This is a genomic window from Microbulbifer maximicatervae (SeqCode) (assembly GCF_056232625.1).
This window is the reverse complement of record NZ_CP174324.1, coordinates 2,777,797-2,803,326: the sequence shown is the minus strand read 5'-3', so window position 1 is coordinate 2,803,326 and position 25,530 is coordinate 2,777,797. Positions and strand designations below refer to the sequence as shown.

General features: G+C 46.4%; 20 protein-coding genes. 8 read left to right on the top strand and 12 right to left on the bottom strand.

What is annotated here, in order from left to right:
- Position 1: 1 nt before the first annotated feature.
- The gene (locus ACJJI6_RS12265; protein WP_475710641.1) at positions 2-1,630 is read right to left on the bottom strand and encodes a di-heme oxidoredictase family protein; all 1,629 of its coding nucleotides are present in this window, start codon (positions 1,628-1,630) and stop codon (positions 2-4) included.
- 1,002 nt (positions 1,631-2,632) lie between these two features.
- A complete protein-coding gene (locus tag ACJJI6_RS12260; protein WP_475710639.1) occupies positions 2,633-2,806 on the bottom strand; it encodes a hypothetical protein in 174 nt (57 codons plus the stop codon).
- 200 nt (positions 2,807-3,006) lie between these two features.
- Here ACJJI6_RS12260 and ACJJI6_RS12255 point away from each other — a divergent pair, with 200 nt between their 5' ends.
- Entirely contained in the window at positions 3,007-4,164 is a 1,158-nt protein-coding gene (locus ACJJI6_RS12255; protein ID WP_475710637.1) for an NAD-dependent epimerase/dehydratase family protein, read from the top strand.
- A 92-nt stretch (positions 4,165-4,256) separates the two neighbouring features.
- Positions 4,257-5,285, top strand: a complete 1,029-nt coding sequence (locus tag ACJJI6_RS12250; RefSeq protein WP_475710635.1) for a glycosyltransferase family 4 protein — start codon at positions 4,257-4,259, stop codon at positions 5,283-5,285.
- Between the two features lie 31 nt (positions 5,286-5,316).
- Here the strand turns inward: ACJJI6_RS12250 and ACJJI6_RS12245 are convergent, their stop codons facing one another.
- On the bottom strand, positions 5,317-6,174 hold the full coding sequence (locus ACJJI6_RS12245) for an alpha/beta hydrolase (protein ID WP_444939856.1): 858 nt from the start codon (positions 6,172-6,174) through the stop codon (positions 5,317-5,319).
- Between the two features lie 134 nt (positions 6,175-6,308).
- On the opposite strand from ACJJI6_RS12245, the gene ACJJI6_RS12240 reads away from it, so the two are divergent.
- The 6 genes from ACJJI6_RS12240 to ACJJI6_RS12215 all read left to right on the top strand — a co-directional run bounded on the left by ACJJI6_RS12240 (position 6,309) and on the right by ACJJI6_RS12215 (position 14,665).
- Entirely contained in the window at positions 6,309-8,339 is a 2,031-nt protein-coding gene (locus ACJJI6_RS12240; RefSeq protein ID WP_475710633.1) for a protein-disulfide reductase DsbD family protein, read from the top strand.
- 2 nt (positions 8,340-8,341) lie between these two features.
- On the top strand, positions 8,342-8,968 hold the full coding sequence (locus ACJJI6_RS12235) for a thioredoxin family protein (protein WP_475710631.1): 627 nt from the start codon (positions 8,342-8,344) through the stop codon (positions 8,966-8,968).
- Positions 8,969-8,983: 15 nt separating this feature from the next.
- Positions 8,984-9,487: a protein disulfide oxidoreductase gene (locus ACJJI6_RS12230; protein WP_413664579.1), complete on the top strand. Its 504-nt coding sequence runs from the start codon at positions 8,984-8,986 to the stop codon at positions 9,485-9,487.
- A gap of 166 nt (positions 9,488-9,653) precedes the next feature.
- A complete protein-coding gene (locus ACJJI6_RS12225; protein WP_475710629.1) occupies positions 9,654-10,475 on the top strand; it encodes an MBL fold metallo-hydrolase in 822 nt (273 codons plus the stop codon).
- Between the two features lie 188 nt (positions 10,476-10,663).
- Positions 10,664-11,371: an aspartate/glutamate racemase family protein gene (locus ACJJI6_RS12220; protein ID WP_475710627.1), complete on the top strand. Its 708-nt coding sequence runs from the start codon at positions 10,664-10,666 to the stop codon at positions 11,369-11,371.
- Positions 11,372-12,136: 765 nt separating this feature from the next.
- Entirely contained in the window at positions 12,137-14,665 is a 2,529-nt protein-coding gene (locus tag ACJJI6_RS12215; RefSeq protein ID WP_475710626.1) for a TonB-dependent receptor plug domain-containing protein, read from the top strand.
- Positions 14,666-14,780: 115 nt separating this feature from the next.
- Here the strand turns inward: ACJJI6_RS12215 and ACJJI6_RS12210 are convergent, their stop codons facing one another.
- From ACJJI6_RS12210 to nuoG, 9 genes are all read right to left on the bottom strand, one after another.
- Complete coding sequence (locus ACJJI6_RS12210; RefSeq protein ID WP_282934036.1) at positions 14,781-15,239, bottom strand: hypothetical protein; 459 nt, start codon at positions 15,237-15,239, stop codon at positions 14,781-14,783.
- 73 nt (positions 15,240-15,312) lie between these two features.
- A complete protein-coding gene (locus ACJJI6_RS12205) occupies positions 15,313-16,857 on the bottom strand; it encodes an NADH-quinone oxidoreductase subunit N (protein WP_475710625.1) in 1,545 nt (514 codons plus the stop codon).
- Entirely contained in the window at positions 16,854-18,452 is a 1,599-nt protein-coding gene (gene nuoM / locus ACJJI6_RS12200; RefSeq protein WP_475710623.1) for an NADH-quinone oxidoreductase subunit M, read from the bottom strand. Before nuoM ends, ACJJI6_RS12205 begins: the two co-directional genes overlap by 4 nt.
- Positions 18,449-20,287: an NADH-quinone oxidoreductase subunit L gene (nuoL, locus tag ACJJI6_RS12195; protein WP_475710621.1), complete on the bottom strand. Its 1,839-nt coding sequence runs from the start codon at positions 20,285-20,287 to the stop codon at positions 18,449-18,451. The genes nuoM and nuoL overlap by 4 nt, the downstream gene beginning before the upstream one ends.
- A 1-nt stretch (position 20,288) precedes the next feature.
- On the bottom strand, positions 20,289-20,606 hold the full coding sequence (gene nuoK, locus ACJJI6_RS12190) for an NADH-quinone oxidoreductase subunit NuoK (protein WP_444892930.1): 318 nt from the start codon (positions 20,604-20,606) through the stop codon (positions 20,289-20,291).
- 4 nt (positions 20,607-20,610) lie between these two features.
- On the bottom strand, positions 20,611-21,120 hold the full coding sequence (nuoJ, locus tag ACJJI6_RS12185; RefSeq protein WP_413664586.1) for an NADH-quinone oxidoreductase subunit J: 510 nt from the start codon (positions 21,118-21,120) through the stop codon (positions 20,611-20,613).
- Positions 21,121-21,157: 37 nt separating this feature from the next.
- Entirely contained in the window at positions 21,158-21,676 is a 519-nt protein-coding gene (gene nuoI / locus ACJJI6_RS12180) for an NADH-quinone oxidoreductase subunit NuoI (RefSeq protein WP_475710619.1), read from the bottom strand.
- Positions 21,677-21,707: 31 nt separating this feature from the next.
- Entirely contained in the window at positions 21,708-22,664 is a 957-nt protein-coding gene (gene nuoH / locus ACJJI6_RS12175; protein ID WP_282934030.1) for an NADH-quinone oxidoreductase subunit NuoH, read from the bottom strand.
- A gap of 2 nt (positions 22,665-22,666) precedes the next feature.
- On the bottom strand, positions 22,667-25,510 hold the full coding sequence (gene nuoG, locus ACJJI6_RS12170; RefSeq protein WP_475710617.1) for an NADH-quinone oxidoreductase subunit NuoG: 2,844 nt from the start codon (positions 25,508-25,510) through the stop codon (positions 22,667-22,669).
- Positions 25,511-25,530: the final 20 nt, after the last annotated feature.

Sequence of the window (25,530 nt, the reverse complement as noted above, 5' to 3'; positions counted from 1 at the left end):
TTTATTCTTCCGCGAGATAGAGCACCAGGTTATCCAGGAAGTTGACCAGGTCTGCCTTTTCAGTGTCACTCAGCCCATCAAACTGTTCCTTGCTGGATTCAGCTTCACCACCGTGATAGACAATCGCCTCAGTCATAGTGGTAGCGCGTCCATCGTGTAAGTAAGGTGGTGTTGAGCCAACGCCCCAGAGGTTTTCTGTAAGGAATACTGATGCTCCCACATTGCCTTCATCAATTTCCTCGGCCATGGCTGTTCCCATATCGTGACGCTTAAGGTCACCATATAGGCGGACTATAGCCCCGCCATTTTCCGATTCCTCAAATTGCCCCAGCGTTTGTCCAGAAGGAAGCTCCTGCGGGTTATCCATGATCTCTGTGAGCAAGTTAAATTGCAGGGATTGGCTGGGTAGGCCGGCTATATCGCCCGCGGGATAAGTTTCATCGCGGTAGCTAGCGTGCTGAGAGGGCTCATAGAATACCGGCGATGCAACTTCCATCTCGGGGGAGTGGCAAGAGGCACAGCCAATGGAGCTAAATAGCTCTTCGCCATTTTCGATACTGGCAATTTCCTCATTGCTTAAGGGTAGGCCGTATGTCTCCTGCTCCTCTTCCGTTAGGGAGTCGATTACGCTGTTAAGCTCGATTTTTGTTACCGGACGGGGTTGCGCTGCGTTGTAGATAGTTAACGCGGTGATGTCACCAACACTGAGTTCGTTAGTGATCGAATCAAAGTCACTGTCCGCATCACCGACCAGTTCAGTGGCCTGCATACCCAATTCCTGGTGTGCCGCGCCACGAACGAATGCGCGTACAAATCCGGTTAGGCCTTTCCACTCAAAGGGTCTGACTACCAGGTCAGTATCGAGACCTTCAACGTTATCGTAGTTGACCTCATCACAGGAGACGGAGATCTCACCAAAGCTAACGCCTTTTGCGGTTAGTGCGACAGTCGTATCTGTGCCGGATGAGCAGCTCTCACTGATAGCCTCATCCCGCAGAGTGTGCAGTTGGGTAGTCATTTCTTCTGCTACCAACTGTACAGCCCCCATACCGAACAAGTGGGGCGACTGACGTTCGATAAATCCTCTTTGCTTGCGCTCAGGATCCATGCGAATCACATTATCGTTAACACCACCACCGCCATCGGCCACGGGTACGTTGTGACAACTGATACAGGAGTCACCGTTGGGGCCTGTCGTACGGTGGGGCAAGACATTTGCCCATGCATTTGGCCCTTTCAAGTCGGGTCGAGGGAAGCTGGTGAATCTTTTGCCGTTGCCTACATTTACGCCGACCCCGTCGAGAGCGTTGTAATTCATCTCGAATAATTCATCGCCCTCCTCAAAAGCGTGAACATAGGCTTCCAAGGTATCCATGGATTCGAGATCAGATTGCTCTAAATGTCCACCCAGGTGAATTTCAATTGCCCCAGCATGCAATATCTGTACGGTATCGAAGACCTCACTAAAATCGAAAGGAGTGGTCCTTTGCTGTCTTTGGTTTTTTCTTGCGTGCTTGGGAACTCGGTTTTTATCGTGCTTGGAACCAAAGTCGGCAAGCGCTGGAGTGGCATTAAATGTTAAAGCCGATATTGCCATAGCGACAGGCAACAGGTGTTTTTTAAGTATCATCAGCTATATCTCCGGGTACTGATATTGAGCGGACGTAAGGTGAGTTCTTCTACGAAAATGCACTCGATGCGGAGACACTCGACCACTTTTCTTTTAAGCACGATTCCCCAAAAAACTGATTATCAGTTGTGCTACAAGGAAAAATTGATAGAGATTTTGGTAATAACATTTTTATCTCGCAAAGTGCATCCAGTGAAGGTTTAACAGCATCCTTGCAAGCTTCTTATAGGTAGAACTGTGCCTGTTCTGCCACTTATGGCAGGCGTCAAGACCACGGGAGATACAGTATTGCGATAGCAGATTTTAAAGCTCAGATTAACTGACCTAAAGATCTAAAATGCGATCCCGATTGTGTCGATTTTGCCCATAACCTACCGCGCTAGTACGCGGCTATGTTTTTGTTTTTCGGCTTTTTTAGTTGCCGTTTGTGATAAATAAGTTCCTTTGAAAGGGTAGGTGTTTGCATATTTGCCTTTCGGTGACAGGCTTTCCTACTTCACGGAAAGTCCCTATTCCTGGTGGTTGTGACATTAGATTTAGGAAAAAGTGCTGGTTATTAACGTTACTGAAGGCAATGGGTATTTTGAAAAACTTATAATTATTTTCGATTGAGAGTGAATTCCCCAATTGTGAATTCGTATTGTCTTCAGGTGACACATGGTTTGGAGTCTAATAATTTATCTGTTTGTGGAATTTAATATCACCTTTGTAGATAGGGTTTATGGAAACACTTCTTATCTTCGGTGAGTGCCAGTTCGTTATACCAGATCAAATTTCAGCATGCGCTTGTGAGCGTAGATACAGAGATGAAGGATATTTGATCGCTGTCTTACTTACAGAAAGGTGCTTTGGGGTGTGTGCAACTAATGTGAACCGTATAATTGTCAAAAAAGTCTAGCTTTATTGAAAACATTATTGGCGTATTTTCCCCTTCTAACAGAGGGGTAGAGTGATCGCTCTAAAACAATGGTGTTTCCGTTCGAGTACTCTATCTATTTAGGCTTAAAGTAAAATTGGCGCATTATTCATTTGAATGGCGCGATAAAGATCTTTGTCGCCATATATTTCAATATAGAAACAATGAGATAGTTCTATCATTGCGCCTGTAGGCGAGGAAGCCCCCAACTTACTATCAACTACAAAGCTGCTGAGAGATATTTTAAACAAGTGGTTCATTTTTTCTCATTGTGGCGTACAAGGAATATGGATGGTGATATAGATTGTCACGACAATGTCACAAAAAAACGAATAAATTTGTCTGTATGGCCTCGTTTAACGGCGGTTGGTACTTTTGAATGAGGTAGGTTAATTCGAAGCTGACAAAAATATTAGTGTATTCGAATTGTATAAATTCCTAAGAGTTTTTAGGGGGTAGGGTGAGGAAAATATTGATTTTGGGAGGTGATGGATTTTGTGGTTGGCCTACATCTCTCCACCTTTCAGAGATGGGTTATGAAGTTATTATTGTTGATAACTTATCACGGCGAAAAATTGATATTGAGCTTGAAGTTGATTCATTGACACCGATCAGGCACCTTTCTGAGCGGCTTCGTGTGTGGCGTGAAGTTTCCGGTATGTCCATCAGGCATGTTTATATTAACCTCGGACAGGATTTTGAGAGATTGCTCACTCTCTTAAAAGAGGAAAAACCAGACGCGATTGTACATTTTGCTGAACAACGTGCCGCACCCTATTCGATGAAATCTGTCCTGCATAGACGTTATACACTTGATAATAACTTGAATGCTACCAATGATGTCATGGCGGCTATAGTGGAAAGCGGATTGGATATACATTTGATTCACTTGGGTACTATGGGTGTATACGGGTATGGAACAGCTGGTCTCACTATTCCCGAAGGATATTTAAAAATCCAGGTAGAGACTGAAGGGTATTTGAGTGAACAGGAGATTCTTTACCCTAGTAATCCAGGTTCTATCTATCATATGACCAAGGCTCAGGATCAATTGTTATTTGCCTTCTATAACAAGAACGATCAGGTACGTGTCACTGATTTACACCAAGGGATCGTTTGGGGTACCCAGACCCGACAAACACAGAGGGATAAATCTCTGATTAATCGATTTGATTATGATGGTGATTATGGAACAGTCCTCAATCGATTCCTGATGCAAGCGGCGATTAATTACCCACTTACCGTTCATGGCACTGGTGGCCAGAAGCGGGCATTTATTCATATTCAGGATACCTGTCAATGTATTCAGTTAGCTATTGAAAATCCTCCAGAGATAGGCGATAGAGTCAAAATTCTGAATCAAATGACAGAGACGCATCGTATCAGGGATCTAGCAAATTTAATCTCCAACAAGACAGGGGTGGGAATTGCCTACTTGGACAACCCCAGGAAAGAGTCAGCAGAAGATGATTTGTTGGTAAATAATGATCAGCTTATCGATATGGGGCTCAAGCCTATAACCCTGAATGATAATCTTCTCACTGAAGTTGAGGGTATTGCCAAAAAATATTCACATCGATGTGACCAAACTAAAACCCCTTGTGTGTCGAAGTGGTGATTTTTTTATACTTCAATGGCCCTGATTTTATATGAAATCAAGGTTGCTTGTGGAAGGTGAGGTTTTATGTCTATAGCTGAAGAGTGCAAAATATGAAGATTTTGATTGCTACGGATACTTATCCGGAGCAACTAAATGGTGTTTCCAGAGTGCTGGAAAAAACTGAGAAAGAACTCACAACACGAGGGCACCAAGTAAAAATTGTTTCTGCTACTGATTTTACTAATTTCCCCTGGCCAGGCTATAAAGAAGTGAAAATTGCAGTATTTCCCGGTGGGAAAGCTGCCCGAATTATTGAGGATTTTTCACCGGACGCCATTCACATCATGAGTGAAGGTCCAGTGGGGTGGGCTGTTCGTGGCTACTGCAAACGGAATAATTTGCGTTTTACGACATCTTGGCTGTCCCGTCTCTCTGAATATGTATCGATTCGCTATAAAGTTCCACTGAAGTGGTTACACGGTCTCCTGCGTCGCTTTCATAATTCCGCAGCACAAACAATGGTGACTACAGATGGTATGGCAGCGGAAGCTCGAGCCTTGGGAATTGCCCGTGTCACCCGCTGGCGAAGAGGCGTAGAGTTAGAAAAATTCTATCCAGTTGAGACAAAACTTTTTGAGGGCCTAACTCGGCCTATCATGCTCAATGTAGGGCGTGTTGCAGTGGAAAAATCACTGGATAAGTTTTTATCTCTTGAGTTACCGGGAACAAAAATTATCGTGGGGGATGGTCCTCAACTCAATGAATTAAAGAGGAAGTTTCCACAGGCGGTATATCTGGGAATTAAAGAGGGTAAGGACTTAACTGAATGCTACAGCGCTGCAGATGTTTTTGTATTTCCTTCGGTAACTGATACTTTTGGTCTGGTTAATCTTGAGTCTTTAGCCTGTGGTTTGCCCGTTGCCGCCTACCCTGTGACGGGTCCGAAAGATATCATTGGTGATGCCCCCGTTGGAGCGTTGGATAGCAATCTGCAAGTGGCCATAGAAAAGGCACTATTATTGGACCGATCGGACTGTGTTACTCATGCCAGGACCTATTCCTGGGATGTGGCCACTGAGGATTTTATTTCAAGCCTGGTCCCGGTAAGTGCAGTAGAGGCTTTGCCTGTTGATGGCTAGATAAAAGCGTTGCTCGTAAAGTTCGCAAGGCTTACTTGCGAGCTGACTTGAGCAATTCAACCCAGCAGTACTTGTTAACAAATGCATAGTGTCCCAGCTGGTGCCAGCTTTGAGTTGAGCTATTTGGCATTATACTTGAGAGATATTCTGGCATTTTAATATCAATTATATCGTCGGCATCACCATAAAATATTTTGGTGGAAGTGGTGATTTCACGAGGATCAAACCCCCAATCCCAAAGCGCCATTATCATTTCAAAAAAACCCTCCCCATGCTGCGTTGCTCCAGCAGAAAATGATTCTTCAAACATTTTCTTAAGTGCCGGGTCTCGAATAAACAGTGCGGCATCAGAGGCGTCTTTCTTTGCAAAGAGCTGAATATAATCTTGTATATTGCTATTGGCTTGGTATGCACTTAATCGGCACAGACAGCGAGTAAGAAATTGCCAACGATGGATCTTTGCGATAAGTCTGATATCCGGGTTTTTTAGCAGGTCAGTCATTCCTGGGTAGTCCAGTGGCGCAACTGGGGCTGCAAGGGCAATTTTTGAGACTCTGTGGGGAAGTTTGTTAGCGATAGAAAGTGCATGAGGGGCACCACCTGAATGGCCGACTACCGAAAATGTCTCGATATTTAGACGATTAACCAGTTCTTCGATATCTGCCCCCCAATCAACCATTCGCCGGCCTCTATGGGGAGATGATCCCCCCACACCAGGTTGATCTACAGAGATGATTCTTACGCCAAGAGATGCGGTAAGGTCCCTATCAGGATTGCGAATTAGTCGCGAATCTGAGAAGCCATGATTGAAAAGCACAGGCCAGCCATTTGGATCACCATAGTCATCATAAGTAAGGATACGGCCGTCACTTATCTGCAAGGCAGGCATTCTGGGCGCTTCTTTAGGTTAGGTATGATCGGAGTATAGTGAGACTTCGTTTTGTGATGGGGGAGGCCAATGTTGTAACTTGTATCTGACCCAAAGGGGGAGTACCAGTTGATTAGGCGAGAAGGAGAATCACATTGAAAATAAAGACCACGCTGATCAACATCTGCTGTTTTACGTTACTGTTGGTTGCGGGTCTCCCTGTAGCACAGGAGACGGCTTCTGGTGATCACGTCAAGGTGCGTTGGCTGGCACCTGATACATTTCGCCAAGGAATGAGAGAGACGGTTGGATTCTACTTTGAGGTAGATCCTGGATGGCATGTGTATTGGCGTAATGCTGGAGATTCAGGGGCGGCTCCACGGTTTGATATGGAGGCTCAGGGCGCTTTATTAGGGCCGATCGAATGGCCATTCCCAACGCGTCTCCGGGTAGAGCATCTTACTAACCTGGGGTACTCCGGGAATGTTGCCTACCTGTTCCAGCTCCTCCCAGATAAGCGCACGCAAGAGGTCATCCTGCATGCGGACCTGGAGTGGTTGGTTTGTAAAGTGGATTGCATACCGGGCTTTGCCACTATGAGCCTTGTACGGCCGGTTGCAGAGCAGGCGGCTTGGCCAGCTACAGATCTGGCGTTAAGGAATTACTTTGCCAACAGGCTTCCAGGGGGGGAAAGTGAGAGCCCGTGGCAACCAGTATCCATTTCAGCGCGAGGTAGTGAGCATATTACTTTGCAGCTCAGTGGGAATTGTAGCGATGAAATACCTAGCATTTTCCCCGTAAATGGTGACTTGTACTCTGCGTCTGAGCCAGAAGTTCAGCGCGAAGATGAAATTCTCCTCTACAAGTTCAAGCGTCTGCCAGGTTCTGAGATTAGTGAAAGCAGCGATTTTGTGATTACAGACTCGAGCCGGGCCTGGAAAGTCTCTGCCCCCCTCTTATCTCAAGGGGGAATTGAGACGAGCGCGACCTCTATATGGCTTTTACTTCTGTCAGCATTTATTGCCGGTATCCTATTGAATCTGATGCCCTGTGTTTTCCCGGTGCTGTCCATAAAGCTATTTGGACTGATTAACGGTGGTAATCGCCCAGCCGAACGTTTGCGTGAATCTTTCCTATATAGCGCCGGCATTATGGTGACTTTTCTTGCTTTGGGGCTTGCTTTATTGGCGCTACGCTGGGGAGGGTTGGCCGTTGGCTGGGGCTTTCAACTTCAGTCACCGGTTGTGGTAATTGGGTTAATTATGCTCTTCTGGCTGATGGCCCTATCCTTTAGCGGCTTTTTTGAGTTTGGGCATCGATTAATGGGGCTTGCTAGCTCCAGTAGCCGTGGCTCCTTTACCACCGGTGTTTTAGCTGTCTTTGTTGCGGCCCCCTGTACCGGTCCATTTATGGGAGCAGCTCTGGGAGCAGCGGTGGTGATTCCTCCACTTCAGGCTCTACTCATCTTCTTATGCCTCGGTTTAGGGCTCGCTGCGCCATTTATTTTGATGTGTGCAAGTCCTGTAATACTGAGGCATCTGCCAGCTCCAGGTCCATGGATGGAGAAGTTGCGTCAGTTTCTGGCATTTCCGCTTTACGCAACGGTGATATGGCTACTATGGATTTTAGGGCGCCTAGCTGGGGACTCTGGTTGGTTGGCCGGTTTAAGCCTGTTGCTCGTTGTTACTCTTGCAATCTGGCTAGTAAAAAATTTTTCCAAAAAGGGGGGAGCAGCGGGTCTGATTTGTGTCGCTGCTATTTTGCTAATATCTCTACCGGCAATCCGTATGGAGGGTGGTGAGCAACCTGCAGAAATGGCGTATGACTGGCATCGTTATGACAAGGCACTTTTGACGGAAGCCTTGGATAATGGGCGCCCTGTATTTATTGACTATACCGCAGCCTGGTGTATTACCTGCCAGGTAAATAAAAAGCTGGTGCTTGATACCCCAAGTGTACAAGCATTATTTAAAAAGAATAACGTGCTTCTTATTCGGGCCGACTGGACGCGTTATAACCCTGAAATTACCCAAGCTTTGCAGGATTTAGGGAGGAACTCTGTACCTGTATATGCATGGTATCCTGCAGGAGGGAAAAAACCAGAGTTACTTCCACCACTGCTGCAAGAGTCTTTAATTGCAGCACTGTTTAGTAAGCACTTAACTGTTAATAGTGAGGATGGTTAATTATGAAATTATTTTTCAACATGAATAATTCGATACTTAAAGGAGTTTTGCTTTTATTCCTGATGTTGCCGAGTGTTGTGTTGGCAGCAGCCGTTCCTGGACAAAAAGCGCCAAAATTCTCAGTAGTGGATGCTGCTGGAAAAACTCACAATCTCTCCGATTACACAGGCCAATGGTTGGTTATTGAATGGTTCAATAAAGATTGTCCCTATGTCCGGAAACACTATGGCAGCGGTAATATGCAGTCCCTACAAAAAAGGTATACAGCACAGAAAGTAAATTGGCTCACGGTTATTTCTTCCGCTAAAGGAAAGCAGGGCTATTTGGAGCCAGAGCAGGCTATGGCAGTTGCACAGAGTCATAACCTCGGCGCAAGCGTACCCTTCTTGCTGGATACCTCTGGAGTTATGGGGCGTGCTTATGGAGCTAAAACTACCCCGCATATGTTTATCATTAATCCTCAGGGGGAAGTCGTATATGCTGGAGCCATTGATGATAATGACTCAGCCAATCCTGCGGTTATAGGCAGTTCACACAATTATGTTTCTGCTGCACTGGATGCTTCACTGAAGGGACTGGCTGTGCCCAAGTCCTCGTCGCGGGCTTATGGGTGTAGTGTGAAGTACTAAAGGAGTTTATTTGGGGTGGAAAAAGCTCGTTATAGCTACCTGATTCAGGCCTTGATATTTATCACCTTGGCGGTACTAATGGTTACTGCCGTGGGTTATTTCCACCAAAGAGATATCCCTGAGAACCAGGCCCCTCAGTTAGAGGGGCAATCGCTGCAGGGAAATCTTATTGATCTAAAGCAAATGTACCCTAAAGGTCCAGTATTAATTTATTTTTGGGCAACCTGGTGCCCCTATTGCCGGATAGTTTCCCCCGCTGTGACTGACCTGTCTCGGGATTACCAGGTTGTTGGTGTTGCGATGCAGTCTGGAACAGAAGAGGTGGTTACCGAATATATGCGGAATCACGAACTTGCTTTTCCTTCTCTAAATGATCCATATGGTGTTTTAAGTGCCCAATGGGGCGTTAAAGTGACGCCAACCTTGCTGATTGTCGACACTGACGGGCGCGTTGCCTGGGTCACTACTGGAGCCACATCCAAGTTGGGTTTGCAGTTGCGTTTAAAAATGACAAAGTAACTCGTCACCATTAATGTCACTGTGTCGTATTTAAGCTTATATCAAACTCTCTTTCCCTGAGCCTGCGATGGTTGGCGTTAAAATTGCCTAATTGCCAGGGAGGACTGCCCTTATAGATATGCTTCTATAATTCCTTAAAGGTCTGTCTCTTGCGCTGGAGAGTGGCGTGTCGGTTATTGATTCTTTTGACTATCAAGATCTGGATGCGCAAAGGGTCGGCCGTTTCGACTTTGGTATCAATACAACCTTTATTGTATATCGGTTGGGTGACACTATTATCGATGCCGGCCCCAGTAACCAGTGGAAATACGTCAAGTGGTTTGTAAAAAATAAACCTTTTCGGCAATTAGTCCTCACCCATCACCACGAAGATCATAGTGGTAACGCCGGCGCAATTTATAAACTTACTGGTATACAGCCAAGAGCCCCTAAGGCGACAGTAGAGATATTAAAGAGAGGTTTTCGGATACCGCCAATACAGATGCTGATTTGGGGGAGGGCCGGGCGTGCGGAAGCTGCGCCACTACCGGAAGATTTAAGGTTCTCCGGCGAAAAGGTAGTTGTTATCCCCGCACCAGGGCATGCCAAAGACATGACCTGTTATCTGGTTCAGGATCGAGGGTGGATATTCACTGCTGATCTGTATGTAGCTAGCAAGTTAAAGCTATTGCGTAAAGATGAAAGTATTCCAACTTTAATGCACAGTATCAAAAAAGTGCTCACCTATGATTTTGATATTATATTTTGTCCTCATAGAGGGATTGTAGAAAAAGGAAAAGTTCGCTTAAAAGCCAAGTATGATTATTTGTTAAATCTTGCAACTGAAGCACGGGAATTGGACCGGCAAGGATTGCCTCTTGGTGAGATTACCCACCGGCTATTGGGAAGGGAAAACTTGATGAGTGTCGTGTCCGGTTACAACTTCAGTAAGAGAAACTTAATAGCTTCCTGTATGCGGGTTGATCCTACAGAAGTATCTGATTATTGATCTTTCACTAAGAATAAGAAAGTATTAAATCACTTCCTTATGTGATTTATAAGTGAGTACCAATTTTATATAAAGTGCATAAATTGGTACTTTTAATTAAGTTGCCGGTATTCCTGGATGCCCTCTATTTACAATCAGTCTTACCGCTCTTCCATGTTAGTATTCGCAACTGTATTAAGGGATATTAGATGAGCTCAAAGATGAAGACGATTGGCCTTTTGGGTGGAATGAGTTGGGAGAGTACGGCAATTTATTATCGCCTGATTAATGAAGGAATTGCTAAAAGGTTAGGAGGGCTGCACTCGGCTGAAATTCTACTTTATAGCGTCGATTTTGAAAAAATTGCCCGGTTACAAATGGAGGGTGATTGGGCTCAGGCAAGTAAGCTATTAGTTGAGGCGGCGGTACGTCTGGAAAAAGCTGGTGCTGAGGGAGTTTTATTGTGCACCAATACTATGCATAAAGTAGCTGGAGATATTGTCGAGGCTGTTGATGTACCTTTTTTACATATCGGTGATGCAACAGCTGAAGCACTTAAGAATAGAGGGATAAAAACTGTCGGTTTGTTGGCGACAGCTTTTACTATGGAGCAAGATTTCTATCGTGGCTATATGCAAGATAAGTATGGGATTGAGGTTTTGGTTCCGGAGCCCAGCGATAGGGAGATAGTCCACCGGGTTATTTACGAAGAGCTTTGTAAGGGGAGAGTCCTTAATAGTTCAAAAATGGAATTTATTCGCATTGTGGATTTGCTATCCAATCGAGGTGCCGAAGGTGTGATCCTAGGGTGTACAGAGATTTGCATGTTACTTTCGCAAGAGGATACCTCTACTCACCTGATGAACTCCACAGAGATTCACGCTCAAGCCGCAATAAAGTTCGCACTTGATTGTTGAATAGTGTTGCTAGGTTTACTTAGAGATATCTTTGTTAACCAAAAGTTAGACTGATAGTCCACTGTGATGTTTATTAAAGCCACTCTACTAGCTTCGAAGTGTATCAGTGGGTGGTTTTTTATAACACAAATCTACTCTTGTTAGGTTTGCTTGTCCCATATTCGTTAGTTTTTTAGTATTAACCTCTTTTGTTAAGTGGGTTTTCTGTGGATGTTTGTCTGTGGGTTAGAGCTGACAAGATAAAATATCTTCACAGTATTTGTTTGTGGAAATGATATTTATCATGTTTATTACGGTAGGCTAAGGTTATTTTTTTACCTCAAATCATCAAATAAGTTTCATTTGTCCTCTGTAGAAGTTATTATTCGGGATATACCCTGCTTGTGTATGAATGCTCCATTTGGCTTCCCCTTGCAATAAAATTTAATTTAATCATCTAATTAGATTTATTTTATTTTTGGCAGTTTTGTCAGTATCTACATTTTTAGTCGATCTTAATTTTTAAATTGCCTTTTTTGCTCTTGCAAATTGTAGTTTTTCTGGCATTTTCTCTGGTTGTCACACTTCTTGCAGTGAATGTATTGATGGTAACCTCCCTCTGCATAAGCGAGCTTTCAAGTGCGTAAAAAATTTTTATTGATCTCCTGGAGTACCACCTCAATTAGCCAATTTATTTTTGCTTTAACGCACAAGTTGGTTTAAGTGAAAGCTGGTTGATTTAGCTCGGAAGAAAATAAGAGATAACTAAAACAGGGTATTTCTCCTATGAATGAAAAAAAGAAGCGCTGGCTTACAGCCTGTGGCGCTCCCTCTCTGCTGGCAGCTTCGATTGCTGCACTAAGCAGCCCCACTTTTGCTGAAGATGCACTCCTTGAGGAAGTGATAACAATCGGTACCCGTGTTGAAGGGCGTTCCGCTACAGATTCCTCCGCTCCCATTGATATCGTGACCGGAGAAGAATTTGTAAACCAGGGGGATGGAGATCTCAGTAACCTGCTTAGAAACGTTGTTCCATCCTACAACGTTAATGCAAAGCCAATTTCTGATGCTGCCTCAATCGTTCGCCCTGCAAACCTGCGTGGACTGCCGCCCGATAGCACACTGGTTCTGGTGAATGGCAAGCGTCGCCATCGCGCTGCCGTCATTTCCTTCCTAGGAAGTGGTGTTTCAGATGGTGCCCAGGGGCCAGATATCTCTGCAATTCCGGCGATTGCTCTGAAACAGGTTGAGGTCCTGCGTGACGGTGCCGCAGCCCAATATGGCTCCGATGCGATTGCCGGCGTTATCAACTTTCAGTTAAAGGATGCAGCTGAGGGCGGAAGTGTTGAAGTTAAGCACGCAACCACTGCTGAGGGTGATGGTGATCAAAGCACCGTTGCAGCTAACTTTGGCTTGCCATTGACAGACGCCGGCTTTGTGAATGTCAGCCTTGAGTACCGTGAGCAGGATTCTACCAGTCGAAGTGTTCAGAGAGATGATGCTGCTCAGTTGATCGCCGATGGCAACACCTACGTAGCTAATCCTGCACAGATCTGGGGCCAGCCAGAAGTTAATGACGACACTAAGTTCTTTGTTAACAGCGCCATAGAGCTAAATGATACCGCTGAGCTGTATGCCTTTGGTAACTACGCGAGTCGTTCTACTGATGGAGGGTTCTATTTCCGAAATCCCGAGAACCGATCTGGGGTTTTTACGTATGAGGAAAAGACAGACGTAAACGGCAATGGCGTTATAGATGACGACGAAGTATTCATCCATCCTCTAATTGGTGACTTAGATCCCAGTAACGGTATTGATGATTGCCAGAACGTGAGTGTGTCGGAAGCACATGATCTCGAAGAATGTTTTTCTTATACAGAAATATTCCCTGGAGGATTTACGCCAAGATTCGGTGGAGATCTTGAGGATTACTCTGTGGTCTTCGGCATGCGGGGAGAATTTGCCAATGGGATTGGCTACGATGTAAGTGCAAGTAGAGGCCATAACGAAGTAGATTTCAATATTTATAATACGGTAAACGCTACTTTGGGCCCAGATACTCCGACTGAGTTCAGCCCTGGTGGTTATGCTCAAACTGAAACCAATTTCAATATTGATTTGACTAAGAGTACAGAAGTTGCTGGCTTGCCGCTATTTATGGCGACGGGCTTTGAATGGCGAGAAGAAGAATTTGAAGTGAAACAGGGTGATACCGCATCCTGGCAAATTGGCGATTTGGCAGAGCAAGGCTTCTTGATTGGGTCTAATGGCTTTTCTGGTTTTGGCCCAGAAACTGTAGGCACTTTCGACCGCGACAATATAGCGATTTACTCTGACTTTGAGCTTGAAGTAAATGATGATCTTCGATTAGGCGCAGCTTTGCGTTGGGAAGATTTTTCTGATTTTGGCGATACTTTTAATTATAAGCTGTCAGGTCATTACACAATCAATGATGCTATTGCCTTGCGCTCTACATGGAGTACGGGCTTCCGTGCACCAACTCCAGCACAATCTAATATCAGCAATGTAACAACAGCTTTTACTAATGGCCAGTTAGAGAACAAGGGCACTATCCCACCAACAAACCCAATTGCTCAGTTAAGAGGCGGAACGCAGTTACAGCCGGAAGAATCTGATAGCTTTACATTGGGGGCGATATTCTCAGCAGGTGATTGGGAAATTACAATTGACTATTTCCAGATTTCTGTGGATGACAGGATTACCCAGTCAGCGGATCAATTGCTGACCGATGACGAACGCGCTCAGTTAGTGGCTGATGGTATCAGCGGCGCTGACTCTTTAACCTTTTTCCGCTTTTATACTAATGATTTTGACACTAAAACTCGTGGTGTTGACGTAGTAGCAACCTATCCAGTAGGCGATGCTACGGACCTTAGTTTCGCTTGGAATTGGACTGATACTGAAGTAACTGATTTCAGGGAAGAGACTATAAGTGATATGCGTCTTAGGCAGCTGGAAGACGGATTGCCAAATGTTCGTGGTAATGCCACTTTTAATCACACAGGAGATAATTGGCGAGGCCTAGTGCGACTCAACTACTACGGTAGTTACTGGGAAGCACATTTGGATGACTATAGTCTGCCCATCGACGCCGGTGATGAATTTACAGTAGATATTGAGGCTGCTTATGACTTCAATGATTCCATGACCTTGATCGCAGGTGCGGAAAACATATTCAACAACTATCCGGATAAAAATCCCTGGTCCGGTGTTGCCGGAGCGGAATATCCGGAAACAGCACCTATGGGATTCAATGGAGCTCTGTACTACGTAAGAGCGCAGTATGAGTTCTAAGTAATCCCAGCTGTAGCTGGAATTTTGTAGCTGGCTAACCTGGTGTTTCTTAATGCCGGGTTAGCCGACTGCAGAATTATGTGACGATTAGATCCCGCTGTAAGTAGCGGGGTTTTTACATATCCCACAGTGAGTTTGTGGCCATAGATAAGGTAATTCTTTCCTTATCTTGTATTTGTTTCAGGTCTTCAAACACCTCTTTCACCTCCATCGACTCAATTGCCCCATACACCGCCTGATAGAGTTCTGAGAAATAGCGATCTACCTCTCGTCCCATATTATTAATTTCACGAATTGTGGGTGGATCACTCAGATTGAGGCGGCGAATAAAGTCATTGGCACTTTCTTCATGGGTGTATTGCAGCCATGTCTTCATCACCTTATTTTGCGCTACATCATTGTAGTTCTGCAGGTTTTTCGCCATTCTCTGCTCATGCTCAAGCATGTGTTTTAATAGCAATTGGGTTCGGTAGTCCTCTGATTTATCCAGTAAGGTCTCGTAAACAGCTGCCATTTCCAGGTGAAATCTCTCAGCATCCTTGATGACTTCAAATGCTTGTTTGAAAGTCTTCATAGTAAGTACCCTCTGATGACCAGGCTATTGCCTGGGCTTTAAAATATTTTTACATCAGCACTCGCTCTCTACTTTATATAGCATTTATCCAGTTAATAAGGATCTGTGGAAATATTCCGAAAAAAACCAGTACAGCAGCGAGAATTGCGATTAAAAACTGCCCTGAGGTGGTAATTTGTAACGTTTCGCTGTTACTGCTAGTGTCAATGGCATCTCTTTGTACCATCGTAAGTAGAAGACGAAGGTAATAGAAGAGGCCCAATGCACTACCAATAACCACACCAGCGAGAAGAGCCCACATTTTTCCTTCAACACCTGCGGTAAAGACGTAAAATTTCCCAATAAACCCAATAGTTAAGGGAATTCCAGCCAGAGATAACAGCATTAGAGCAAGACAGCTCGCCAGCCATGGACTACGCCAGAGTAATCCCCGGTAAAAGTCCCTGTGATAAGGATCGTCTGCACTGTTGGTCACGTCACTGACATTTGTTCCATGGGTTAGTTGGGCGGCCTCCACTGAATCGGCTATTAGGCCAATGATTGCAAAGGCTCCGAGTGTAGTAATGACATAGGCGACCATGTAATAAATAACCGCCTCTGTACCAAACGCGCTATTGCCGATGATAAACGCCACAATTAAATAGCCTATATGGCCGATTGAGGAGTAGGCCAGCAGCCTTTTGATATTGTTTTGCATCAGGGCCAATAAATTTCCTATCAGCATGCTGGCTATGGCGGCGATTGTCAGTAAGTCAATAAGAATAGGGCTCTGGTAGAGATTTAAGGTATTAAAGAATCGCAACAGAAAGGCAATTACGGCTGTTTTTCCCACTGTGGCGATCAACGCCGTCGTAGGCGTAGGTGCGCCCTGGAATACATCGGGTGTCCAGATATGAAATGGAACCAGTGATAACTTGAAAGCAACAGAAATGACCAGCAGAGTGGCGCCGGTTGCAAAAAGAGCAGAAGTCTGTGAAAGATCCTGTATCCGTGTAGCGATACTGCCAAAGTCCAGTGCCCCAGACGCCGCATAAATTAATGCGATACCGAATAGCCCGAGAGCGGTAGAAAGTGCTGAAAGGATTAAGTATTTAAAGGCAGATTCCAGGGAATTTACTTGATCTTTGCTTGAGGATAAATTGCCAGTAACCGCAAATCCCAACAGTGGATACAGTGCGAGGCTAATTAATTCTATACCGAGGAAAAAGGTGGCAAAGTGGCTGGCAAATACCAGGGTGCTTGCTCCCAAAATGGCAAGTAAAAGTAGTATATAAAACTCTTCTGGATAGCTATCCGGGTTTCTATTCAGGTCACACCGAAGTTTTAAGTAGTTGTATCCCATAACGCTGACGGCTATGGCGGTAACTAATATCAGCAGACAGAAGAACAATGAGTTGTAGTCAATCGAGAGTAGGGCAGTCACTTGAATGGACCCGTTATTGCCCGATAGGGTGGCTCCAACCCAGAAACAGGCAATGATAGCGGCTACCAAAGTGATAAGAGTTGTAACCAGAGCGCCCGCATGATTTCTCCAGAAGGATACTTGGAGCAGCAAAATTACAATACCGGCACTAATCAGTAAAAGCGGTAGGATAGAAAATAGTTCTTGGGCACTCATAGAGATGTACCTGTATTAGCGCTTTTAGCAGTAGGAGAGGCTAAGCTTGCTGAAGTTTCCGGCCCTGTCTTTTCTATGACGACTTCTTCATTTTCAGGGGCTTGAAACTTTTGCATTGATTTAGCAATCGTAGGCTCGGCGATATCAAAGATAGGCTGAGGGCGGAGCCCGAAGATCACGAGAAGCACCGCCAGTGAAAGAAGCGCAGAGATCTCCCTGAGGCTTAGATCACTGACAGTTTTCCCCTCTGTAGCTGGTTTCAATTTGTCATTAAACTTGCCAAAGAAGACACGCTGCATCATCAATAGTGCATAGAGTGCTGCTCCAATAAGCCCAATTGCTGCAATAACCGTTAACCAGTGATTAGCTTTAAAGCTACCAACAAGCACCAGGAATTCGGCAACAAAATTACCGAGCCCAGGCAGTCCCAGCGAGGCAATGGCAAAGAAGAGTGCAACGGCGGATAGCTTTGGCAGAAGAGGCCAGACACCACCGAGCTGGCTCATATCCCGAGTATGGAGACGATGCTGTAGTGCGCCTACTAATGCGAAGAGAGCAGCAGTACTCAAGCCGTGGGCGATCATTTGCATCACTGCGCCCTGCAGGGCGATAGTATTCAGCGCGTAGAGCCCCAATAGAACAAATCCCATATGGCTCACACTGGAATAGGCCACAAGTCTTTTCATATCCTTCTGAGCGAATGCCAGCGATGCGCCGTAGACCACACTGATGGCTCCAATGGTCATTGCAACCGGTGCAAAAGCTTGTGAACTCTCCGGGAATAAGGGCAGTGTAAAACGTAATAAACCATAGGCTCCTGTTTTCAATAGAATCGCTGCCAGCAGAATACTGCCGGCAGTAGGGGCCTGGGTATGGGCGTCAGGTAACCAGGTATGGAAGGGCAGCGCTGGCAACTTGACGATAAAGGCAATAAAAAAACCGAGCATTAACCAATAAGCTGCTGTTGCAGACAGTTGAGCACCCAACAAATCCATATAGTTAAAGGTCAGTTGTCCGCTATTCCGATAGTGGATAAATGCCAAGGCAACGATGGCAATCAGCATTAACAAGCTGCTTGCCTGGGTGAAAATAAAGAACTTTATCGCAGCGTAGACTCTGCCCTCATAGCCCCAAACTGCAATCAACAGCAGCATGGGAATCAGCATGACTTCCCAGAAGAAAAAGAATAAAAACAGGTCGATAGCTGTAAACACACCGACAATACCGGCCAGTGTCCACAGGTAGTTAAAATAAAAGAAGCCGCGCCGGAAGGTGACATCATTCCAGGTCATTACTAACCCAAAGATCCCCATCCCCATTGTCAGTAGCAGCATAAGAAAGCTGAGTCCATCAATCGCCAGATGGAAGCTGATCCCAAACCTGGGTATCCACGATATCAAAAGGCTATCCCACCACTGACTGTCACCTGTAACAGCTGTGGACTCTGCCTGGGGGAAATAGCTGATCAAGAGCAGGGATGCGATTATCAGGGAAACCAGGCTGATTAAGCGCCCCCCTTCATAGAGATATCTCTCTGCCAGCCAGGCTAATATTCCCCCAACAAATAAAATTATAATTATTGCCAGTAATGTCATAGAGCCACCAACAGGGCTAGGAATAAAATTGATCCGGCTACAAAGGTGGCCAGGTACCAACGTATTTGGCCATTTTGTGAAGAGCTGAGGGCGTTATTTAGATGTGCACTCAGCGAAGCGGTACCCTTGTAGATGCTGTCGATAATATCTTTGTGGTTAAGGGCGGTGATAAATTTAAAAGGTCTTACAAAGACCCGGTCATAGACCCAGTCAAAACCCCATCCCTTAAACCAAAACTGCATTAGTGGAGAGCGCTGCTCCCCAACCTTCTTCTCGAACAGGAACATTTTCCAGGCGATAAACAGGCCGATCAGCGGCATGGCAATGGCAATGGCTTCAATGACCCAGGAGTGGTGTTCGTCGGTTGGGGTGCCAAAGACTCCCTGGAGAGGTGGAGCGAGAATTCCACCAAATAGGGCAAGTACAGCGAGGAGGCCCAAGGGAAGCATCATCACCGTGTTATTGGCGTCTTTACAGTGTGAGGAGGCGCTGCCCTCACTGCCCAGAAATGCAAGAAACAGAACCCGGAAGCTATAAATCCCTGTGACCAGTGCTCCCAATAGACCTGCAAGCCAAAGCAGGTTTACTCCTTGATGATATTCATAAGCGCTGAGCAAAATATGATCTTTGCTGTAGAAGCCGGACGTAAATGGGAGCGCTGCCAGGCAGGCGCAACCGATGGTAAAGCAGATAAAGGTAAAGGGGATTTTGCGATAGAGGCCGCCCATGGCAAAGATATTCTGCTCGTGATGTACGCTCAGGATTACTGACCCTGCGGAGAGGAAGAGCAGAGCCTTGAAGAAGGCGTGGGTCATCAAATGGAAGATGGCTCCTGACCAGGCACCCACACCCAGGGCCAGGAACATATATCCAATCTGGGAGATGGTTGAATAGGCCAGGACCCGTTTGATATCACTTTGTGCGATAGCACTGAATCCGGAGATTAATAGAGTCAGAGCGCCGACAATGGCTACAGCTGTCATGGCGGTTCCAGACAGCTGATAAAGCGGGTGCATACGGGCGATCAAGTAGACCCCGGCCGTCACCATGGTGGCAGCGTGGATAAGGGCGCTGACGGGAGTGGGGCCTGCCATCGCATCGGGAAGCCAGGTCTGGAGTGGAATCTGTGCTGACTTACCCACAGCGCCACCCAGTAACAGCAGCATAGCGATAGTGATAATTTGAGTATTGACCCCGGGATTCCCTGCCGCTGTGATGAGCTCCGGTATATTTAGTGTTGAGAACTCAAAGAACAGCAGGAACAAGCCGATCGCCATGGCGGTATCGCCGACGCGGGTGACGATAAATGCCTTCTGTGCCGCCGCGCCGTTTGCAGGGTCCTTATACCAAAATCCAATGAGCAAGTAGGAACAAAGACCAACGCCTTCCCATCCCAGATAGAGAAGTACCAGGTTGTCCGCCATTACGAGAATTAGCATGGCAGAGACAAATAGATTCAGGTAGGAAAAGTAGCGGCGGAAATCCGGATCTTCACGCATATATCCGGCTGAGTATAAGTGGATAAGGAAGCCTACTCCGGTAATGATCATCAGCATTACCAGGGTTAGCCAGTCCACATGAAAGGTGAAGCCGAGCTGGAGGTCTGATACCCGCATCCACCGCCAAACTGACAGTGTAACGACCGATTCCGGGTTGCCCAGAAAGGTGGAGAGTGCGAGGTTAAAAACCAGAATCGCTGCGATTCCCACACTGCCCACACCAATCAGGCTCACTAACTTTTGTGAGGGTTCCTTTTGTGTAAACAGTGGAATACTGATGAGGGTCAGGAAACCAAGAAAGGGAAGCAATGGTATCCAGGCTAGTGATCCGTTCATATTAACCCCTCAATCCATTGAGCTGGTCAATATCGACCGTGTGTTTGCGATAATAAAATTGCAAGACCAGCGCCAGTGCAATGGCTACTTCGGCAGCGGCCAGGGTGACAACAAAAACAAACATCACCTGCCCATCAGCATTGCCCCAATGAGCGCCGGCGACAACAAACATTAATGCTGCGGCATTGGTGCAAATTTCAATACACATCAGCATAAAAATAATATTTCTTCGGATGAGTAATCCGGCTAACCCCAAGCAAAACAGAATGGAGGCCAACAGCACGCCAGCCTCCAAGCCAGGTGCAGATTCGATAGGCATAGCTTCACTCCGGTTTAACTGTTCTTCTATGTCGGGCGAGGTGAAAAGCTCCAACAAGCCCTGCCAAAAGCAGCATTGAAGCCAGTTCGACAGCGAGAACGTAATGACTAAAAAGTGCGATACCGACTTGTTTGGGACCGATATAGTGATAGGTTTGCTCTGAAGGGATTTGCCCGCTACTAACCAGCAGAAGTAGCTGGATTAACAAAATGGCTGATAGAAGGGCTGGGCCAATCCAGGTGTGGGGTTGTAACCAGGCTTGCTCCTGTGCAACTGAAGCGTCTCCCTGATTGAGCATCATGATGACAAAAATAATCAATACCATGATTGCGCCGGCATAAATAATAACTTCCAAAGCTGCTGCCAGGGGGGCGCCAAACTGGTAGAAAATAACGGCAACCGACAAAAGTGAAGTGACAAGATAAAGTAGCGCGTGGACCGCGTTCTTGTGAAAGATAACCATGGCGGTTGAGACAATGGCAACCGCAGCGGTTAAGTAGAAAATGTAATTCACTGGGAAAACCTCTTTTTAGTTATTAGCCTTATTGAAATCAAAGATTTAGGCTTTTTACATTAATAGGCTCGGCCTCATTTTGAGCTTCGCCCTTGTCCTTACCTGAGATGGCCTTTCCTGCAATTTGATAAAAGCTGTAGTCGTGATACTTACCGGGGCCACTGATTAGAAGATCTTCCTTTTCGTACACCATGTTTTGCCGATCGTACTCGCACATCTCAAAGTCAGGTGTTAGCTGAATGGCATAGGTTGGGCAGGCATCTTCACAAAGCCCACACATAATGCAGCGGGAAAAATTGATACGAAAATATTCGGGGCGCCAGCGGCCGTCTGGATCTTCTGTTTTTTGCAGTGAAATACAATCAGGAGGGCAGGCAACGGCGCAGAGATTACAGGCAACGCAGCGCTCGTCACCGCTGGGATCTCGGGTGAGCACGATCCTGCCGCGATATCTGGGTGCCAAGTAGGGCTTTTGGTCGGGGTATTGTACGGTAACGTTCTTCCGGAACAGGTGTTTAAATACCAACCACATGCTGCGAATTTGGCTTGAAATCATTTCTTTGGCCTCGCACGCTTATTTTAATTTTCTAGGCAGTCCACAAAAGTACCGCTGCGGTAGCCAGTAGATTGATCAGGGCCAGAGGTAGCATGACCTTCCAGCCGAATTTCATTAATTGGTCGTAACGGGGGCGTGGAATCGCCGCCCTTAAAAGAATAAACACACCAACCAAAATGGCAGTCTTCAGGCAAAACCAGATAAATGGGGGCAGTAGGGGACCGTGCCATCCACCGAGAAACAGGGTGGTGATTAGCGCTGAAATTAGAATCACAGCCAGATATTCACCCACAAAGAACATGCCGAACTTCATCCCGGAGTATTCGGTATGGAATCCCGCTGTCAGTTCGTGCTCAGCTTCCGGAAGATCAAATGGAGTTCTGCGGCTCTCGGCAATACCGGCAATAAAGAAAACAATAAAACCCAGGAATTGAGGGATGATAAACCAACCATCTGCCTGGGCATTAACAATCTCGCGCAGATTGAAACTGCCTGAGAGCATAACAACGCCCATCAGGCTCAAACCCATAAATACTTCATAGGACACGGTTTGAGCGGCAGCCCTTAGCCCACCGAGCAGAGCATATTTATTATTTGATGCATATCCCCCAAGAATTACGCTGTAGACCGCAATAGAACTCATAGCCAGCACAAACAGTAAACCGATATTCAGGTCGGTGACCCCAATATTGGGCGATATGGGCACTACAGCAAAGGCAATCAACATGGTTGCCATAACTACAGTGGGTGCCAGTACAAATACGGGAATATCTGCAAATTTCGGAGTGAAGTCTTCCTTAAAGAACAGCTTGATCATATCTGCAATAACTTGCAGGGTGCCAAATTTCCCTACTCGGTTAGGGCCCGGGCGATCTTGCCAAAAGCCCAATAGGCGGCGCTCGCCCCAAGTTAAAATGGCTGCTAGCAGCACGGTAACTATCAATACGCCGAAAATATTGAGCAATATGATCCAGATATTTGTGCTCATAATTAGTCCTCTTGCCCGATTGCGGAGCTTTCTTCCACTGGCAACAGATTGGCGCCACCCGGTAATACGGGGGCAAGAGTTTCAAGCCCTGGAAGACCATAGGGTACACCCAGGCTGCCCGAAGGTTGGCTATCGGAGATAACCACACTGCCCCGGAAAACACCGCTATTGGTGTCTAATGCCACTGTGTCTCCCTGGTTGAGGTTGGCACTTTCGGCATCACCGCGATTTAAAGTAAAGAATGGCTTATCGATCACTGTAGCGATGGCCATTGCACGGTTGCTGAGCTCTTCCGAACCAAACATTCGGTAAATCGGCAGTGTCGTTAGACTGTGGTTATCGCTATCCGTATCGCCATCGGAGGCTGTGGGCAATGACCATTCCGAAAGTGCTTGCTCCTGTCGCTGGATGTACTTGCCCGAGGCACCACCACGGCGTTCGCCACCCACTTCCTGCTGAAACTTGAAAATCGATTGATTAGAGTTCCATCCGGGAGACCAGATATTGGCTTGCAGGGGTGATCGGTTTGGATTGTGTACACCTTCCATGCTAAAGCTCATAGGAGCATCGGGGTCTTGGTGTGGGGGCTCCTCTGAGACATGTTCCTCTGCGTGAATAGCCGTGCGCCCACTGTAGCGAGCGGTCTGTCGAGCAACCTTCAGCCCTTCAATCCGGAAATTTTCATCCGGTCCTAAATCTTTGATGACCTTGAGTGAAGCAACACTTTCTGCCAGGGAATCGGTGATATCCGGGCAGTGATTCCAATTGATAATAGTGTCGATACTCTCGGAGTGTTCTGTGCAAAAACCAGCGGCATCTACCAGCCAGCGCCAGCTCTCCTGGATATACCCAGTGCCTTCATAGACCGCATAAAATCGCTGTGCCAAACCAGTATTGTTAACAAATGTCCCTTGGGATTCGGCCGTTGCGGATACAGGAAAGATTAAGTCGGCATGTTTGGCGGTTTCATTGAGCAGGGTGTCCAGCAGAATGATATGGTCGACGCTGGCAAACAGACTGTTTAACTCTTCACTCGCGATTCTTAAGGAGAGGTCATTTTCCAGAATCACTAGGGTTTTATCGATATTGGTTTTGTCATTCTTGAGTTCAGTGATCAGGTGCTCAAGGGAACCGGTTTCGGGCTCAAACAGCTGAATAACTCCCAAGCTATTAGCCTCTTCACAACACAAGTATAGAGAAGCGGGTTTGCCATTTTTTTCTGCCAGTGCACCGGCGATTTTTGCTGCGCTGTGGGTAAGGTGGATATTTTTGCTGCTGGTTCCAGAGATGATCACTGGGTTCTTAGCCGCAGTTAATATTGCTGAGATTCTTTCAGCTTCCTCCAGATTCTCTGCACTCAGTGAAGTTTTGTTGCTTTTAACCTCGAGAATATTATTGGCAATTGCCTGGCCGATTTGGGCAGCCTGTTCCGGCAGGGTATAGATCGCTTTACAGGTAATATCTGAGATCTGATTGAGTTCGGTGCCGATAAAAATAATCGGGCTGGGTTCACCCTCTAATTGTCGAACAGAAGCATCCTGCCACAAGGGTATTCTTAATGATTCAGCTTGTTCTTTTTGGCGGCTCCGTGCTGCTTGGCGAACTGCCAGGGCAACCCTGGGGGCTGTATTGTAGATATCTTCCCCGAGTATCAATACAACATCTGAATTTTCTATCTCAGGGATGGTCGGGCTGTGGATATTGGCATCGCTCTGAATTCTGTCTACAAGGTGTAGTAGCTGCATATCCCGCTGGTTGAGGCCAGAGAAGAAGTTATCCCGCCCTACAAACTTTAATAGGGCGAAGTTATTTTCCAATGATGCCCTGGGTGAACCTATGCCTATTAAATGATGCTCACCTCTTTGCGCAGATGCGAGTTTTTCTGAAAGTGAGAACACTGCATCCTTGGGGGAAACCTCTTTGTGCAGACGTTCATCAGTTTCTGCTGTAGAGCTGATCACATCATCTTTGCGCGCAGAAAGTACCTGGGTTATCCGGCTCTTACTGTTGACATATTCGTATCCAAAGCGCCCCCGGTCACAGAGAAAATAGCCGTTAATATCGTGGTGATATAAGTTAACCACACGGCGCAACATCGGGTCTTGGTTGTTGCCGGATTCCCTCGCTCCAGGCGCGGTGTTGCAACCCACGGCACAGTGTTCACAGACTGAGGCGGCTGTTTGCAAATCCCATTTTCGGACAAAGTGCTGGCTGAAAGTCTTATCGGTAAATACTCCGGTGGGGCACACTTCGACAAGGTTCCCACTAAAACCATTTTCCAGCATGCCCTCGGTATTGCGGCCAAAAAAGACTTGGTGATTGCGACCCAGTGCTTGTAAATCCTCGCCACCGGCATAGTCGTGATAGAACCTGACACACCGGTAGCAGGTAATACAGCGATTCATTTCGTGATTGATAAAGGGGCCGAGATACTGGTTTCGGTGGGTGCGCTTGGTACCCTGATAGCGGCGCATGGTATGACCGGACATTTCAGTCATATCCTGTAAGTGGCACTCGCCGCCCTCCTCACAAACAGGGCAATCGTGAGGGTGGTTGGTCATCAAGTCTTCTATCACAGAACCGCGAAAATCTTTCGCAGCTTCTGAACTGACACTGTAAATACCGCCGTCTTTTATCGGTGTCATACAGCTCATAATCAAACGGCCCCGTTGATCTTCGCTGTCCTTATGCTCGATAACTGCACACTGGCGGCAGGCGCCAACAGATCCCATGGCGGGGTGCCAGCAAAAATAGGGGACATTCAAACCCAGGGACAGGCAGGCAGTGAGCAGGTTTTGATCTCCATCAACCTGGTATTTATTACCGTCTATTGTGATGGTTGGCATTTGAAATCCATTTTCTTTTT

Coding starts and splice junctions, on each gene's coding strand:
- nuoM (WP_475710623.1), bottom strand. CDS start 18,452: ATGACATTACTGGCAATAATTATAATTTTATTTGTTGGGGGAATATTA.
- ACJJI6_RS12250 (WP_475710635.1), top strand. CDS start 4,257: ATGAAGATTTTGATTGCTACGGATACTTATCCGGAGCAACTAAATGGT.
- ACJJI6_RS12215 (WP_475710626.1), top strand. CDS start 12,137: ATGAATGAAAAAAAGAAGCGCTGGCTTACAGCCTGTGGCGCTCCCTCT.
- ACJJI6_RS12210 (WP_282934036.1), bottom strand. CDS start 15,239: ATGAAGACTTTCAAACAAGCATTTGAAGTCATCAAGGATGCTGAGAGA.
- ACJJI6_RS12265 (WP_475710641.1), bottom strand. CDS start 1,630: ATGATACTTAAAAAACACCTGTTGCCTGTCGCTATGGCAATATCGGCT.
- ACJJI6_RS12220 (WP_475710627.1), top strand. CDS start 10,664: ATGAGCTCAAAGATGAAGACGATTGGCCTTTTGGGTGGAATGAGTTGG.
- ACJJI6_RS12245 (WP_444939856.1), bottom strand. CDS start 6,174: ATGCCTGCCTTGCAGATAAGTGACGGCCGTATCCTTACTTATGATGAC.
- nuoI (WP_475710619.1), bottom strand. CDS start 21,676: ATGATTTCAAGCCAAATTCGCAGCATGTGGTTGGTATTTAAACACCTG.
- nuoL (WP_475710621.1), bottom strand. CDS start 20,287: ATGAACGGATCACTAGCCTGGATACCATTGCTTCCCTTTCTTGGTTTC.
- ACJJI6_RS12260 (WP_475710639.1), bottom strand. CDS start 2,806: ATGAACCACTTGTTTAAAATATCTCTCAGCAGCTTTGTAGTTGATAGT.
- ACJJI6_RS12205 (WP_475710625.1), bottom strand. CDS start 16,857: ATGAGTGCCCAAGAACTATTTTCTATCCTACCGCTTTTACTGATTAGT.
- nuoG (WP_475710617.1), bottom strand. CDS start 25,510: ATGCCAACCATCACAATAGACGGTAATAAATACCAGGTTGATGGAGAT.
- nuoK (WP_444892930.1), bottom strand. CDS start 20,606: ATGCCTATCGAATCTGCACCTGGCTTGGAGGCTGGCGTGCTGTTGGCC.
- ACJJI6_RS12235 (WP_475710631.1), top strand. CDS start 8,342: ATGAAATTATTTTTCAACATGAATAATTCGATACTTAAAGGAGTTTTG.
- nuoH (WP_282934030.1), bottom strand. CDS start 22,664: ATGAGCACAAATATCTGGATCATATTGCTCAATATTTTCGGCGTATTG.